The organism is Frankia sp. CgJB1 (genome assembly GCF_977947065.1).
In genome coordinates this window covers 1-2,965 of the sequence record NZ_CDWTNB010000278.1, presented here as the reverse complement: position 1 = coordinate 2,965, position 2,965 = coordinate 1, and the positions used below count along the sequence as shown (strand labels likewise).

At 71.7% G+C, this 2,965-nt stretch carries 2 protein-coding genes; both read left to right on the top strand.

The window, feature by feature from the left end:
- Positions 1-283: 283 nt before the first annotated feature.
- The gene (locus tag AC08OT_RS19810) at positions 284-1,213 is read left to right on the top strand and encodes a DMT family transporter (protein WP_476603186.1); all 930 of its coding nucleotides are present in this window, start codon (positions 284-286) and stop codon (positions 1,211-1,213) included.
- A 178-nt stretch (positions 1,214-1,391) separates the two neighbouring features.
- Positions 1,392-2,906: an FAD-dependent oxidoreductase gene (locus AC08OT_RS19805; RefSeq protein ID WP_476603185.1), complete on the top strand. Its 1,515-nt coding sequence runs from the start codon at positions 1,392-1,394 to the stop codon at positions 2,904-2,906.
- Positions 2,907-2,965 lie beyond the last annotated feature (59 nt).

Here is a 2,965-nt window from a genome sequence, read left to right as displayed (position 1 = left end):
GCATTGAGGATACACCACATCCGGTTCCCCGGGCCGGTACATTACGGCCATCGTGTCCAACATGCGCGGTCCAGGCAATGCACCACCGCGGCTCGACCGGCCGCTCAGCGGCGTACACCGGGTCCCGGCGGTCCCGCTGTCTCTGCTGTCTCCGACGCTCCCCGGCGAGGCACCCAGCCCGATGAGTACGCCCGCGCGGGGCGGCCGCCATCCCGTCGGCCCGTCCGGCCGCCCGCCGGCAGCCGCCCCGCAGGCCGGCTCCACCTGACGGACCGAACGATCCGTGTTGCTCTTCATCCCGCTGGCCCTGTGCGCCGCGTTCCTGCTCGCGTCGTCCGCGGCTCTGCAACAACGCGCCGCCGGACGCAGCCGGTTCGCCGCCCGTGACGACCGGGCGCACGCGCTGCCCGGGATGGGGTATCTGGTCGACCTGGCACGCGAGCCTATGTGGCTGCTGGGCTGGCTGACGAACGTCGCCGGGTTCTTCACCCAGGCGCTCGCCCTGCACCTTGGTTCCCTCGCCGAGGTGCAGCCCCTCATGGTCACCCAGTTACTGTTCGCGCTCCCGCTGGGCCTGGCCCGCACCCATCTGCGGATGGCGCGGGGAGCATGGTGGGCGGCGGCATCGATCTGCGTAGGCCTCGCGCTGCTCCTCACGGTCCAGGGACGCCTCCCCGCCCATGCGCCCCTGGACGAATACCGGCTGGTGCTGAGCATCCTCGCGATCATTGCCCTCGCGGCGACACTGACGGTGTTCTCCCGCGGCCGGCGACCAGCGATGCGTGCGGCGATGCTCGGAGTCGGCGCCGGGCTGTTCTTCGCGCTGAGCGCCCTGCTGATGAAGCAGGCCACCGACGAGACCCTGAACGAGGGGATCGGTACCACCGCGACCCACTGGTTCGCCTACGCCTTGGGCGGAGTCACGATAGCCAGCCTCGTACTCGGGCAGATGGCGTTCGCCGTGGGTCCGCTCGCACCGACCGTCACCGCCATGAACATCACCAATCCGACGGTCTCCTACGCCCTCGCCGTGCTCGTCTTCGGGGTACCCGCCCCGGACACCCCCGGGGTTATCACGGGTGTCACGGTGGCGGCCCTGCTGGTCGTGGGCGGGGTCGTCCTGCTCGCCCGCTCGCCCGCCCTGCCACGCCCCACCCGTCGCCTGCCTGACGTCTCTCGCCACGACGCTCCCGCCCCGATGCCCCCGTCCTGATGCCCGTCCTGGCGGGCGACGAGGTCGACAGGTTCGATCATCTTCCCGGCGGGGCAGGATGCCAGGCAGGACATCCGGGCAGGACGACGGGGACGACAGGCTCCGGGGGACCGCCGCGGTCGCTCCGCCCGGTGGCGGCCGACGCGGGGGCAGACCCGGGGGGATCCGGGGAGCCGGCATGGGAACACCGTCCGCACCGTTGCGCTGGACCACCCGATGCGCCATCGCGGGCGGTGGGCCGGCGGGGATGATGCTCGGTCTGCTGCTGGCCCGCGCGGGGGTGGACGTCATCGTGCTGGAGAAGCACGCCGATTTCGCCCGTGACTTCCGCGGTGACACGATTCACCCGTCCACGATGGCAGTGATGGCGGAGTTGGGCCTGCTGACGGACTTCCTTCGCCTCCCGCACACCCGGGCCGCCACGCTGGCTTTGGATATGACGGGCCGGCGCCGGACCGTTGTGGACTTCCGGCACCTGCGGACGCCCTGCCCGTTCATCGCCCTGATGCCTCAGTGGGACTTTCTCACGTTTCTGGCCGAGCGAGCCGCCGCCTATCCGACGTTCCGCCTGGCGATGAGCACCGAGGCAACCGACCTGGTCCGGGCGAACGGACGGGTCGTGGGCGTACGCGCGGCTGGCCCCCTCGGGGAGGTCGAGATCCGGGCGGATCTGACGGTGGCTGCCGACGGCCGGCGCTCGACCTTGCAGTCCCATGCCGGCCTGCCGGTGCGGGAGCACGGCGCTCCCTTCGACGTCCTCTGGTTCCGGCTGCCGAAAGACATGGGCGACGGGTCCGCGAGCGGCCGCCGGGCGGCGAGGGACGGGAACGGGAACGAGGAGGGGAACGGGCATAGGGAGGAAAAGGGGAACGAGCGTAGGGAGGAGGGAAACGGGGACGGATTCACCCTGGCGCACCTCCGCAAGGGCCACGCCCTGATCACCCTGGATCGACGCGACTACTGGCAGTGCGGCATGGTGGTCCGGAAAGGGTCGGCGCAGCGGCAGCCGAAGACGGCCGGCGGGCTGGCGGCGTTCCGTGCGCGGATCATCGCCGCGGCGCCGGCGCTGTCCGGTGCCGTCGACGACCTCACCGACTGGGACCAGGTGAAGACCCTGGTGGTGCAGGTCGACCGGCTTCGCCGATGGTTCCAGCCGGGTCTGCTCTGCATCGGCGATGCCGCCCACGCGATGTCCCCGGCGGGCGGTGTCGGGGTGAACTACGCCGTCCAGGACGCGGTGGCGACGGCGAACCTGATGGCCGCGACGCTGCGGGCCGGGCCGCCCGAGCCGGCCGAGCTGCGGCGGGTGCAGCGCCGGCGGACCTGGCCGGTCGTGCTCATGCAGATGATCCAGGTCCGGCAGGGCGCCTTCCTGGTGCGCCTGCTGGGTGATGACGAGCGGCCGGCGCACGGCGGCAGCCCATCACGCCGGGTCACGCGTGCCCCCATGACGAACGCGGTGGCGAACGCGACGGCAAGAACGGTGACGGGGGCGGTGCGGGCCGGGATGTCCAACCTGGTGACAGCCATGATGTCCCATGAGGTGACCGCCACGGCGGCGCCGCGGATCAGACGGGTGCTCGGGCGGGTCATCGGCATCGGATTCCGGCCCGAACACGTCCGCACCCCCGACGTGTTCGCCAAGAATGCCGGGTACGCCAAGAATGCCGAGGGCGTCGAGCGAGCGAGATGAGCCCGCGCGCCGCCCGTCCGTCGCAGGCGGTGTCGCCTCAGCGGTTACCGAACAGACCG

Excerpts from the sequence above, each read along its gene's own strand:
- AC08OT_RS19805 (WP_476603185.1), top strand. The coding sequence starts at position 1,392 with ATGGGAACACCGTCCGCACCGTTGCGCTGGACCACCCGATGCGCCATC.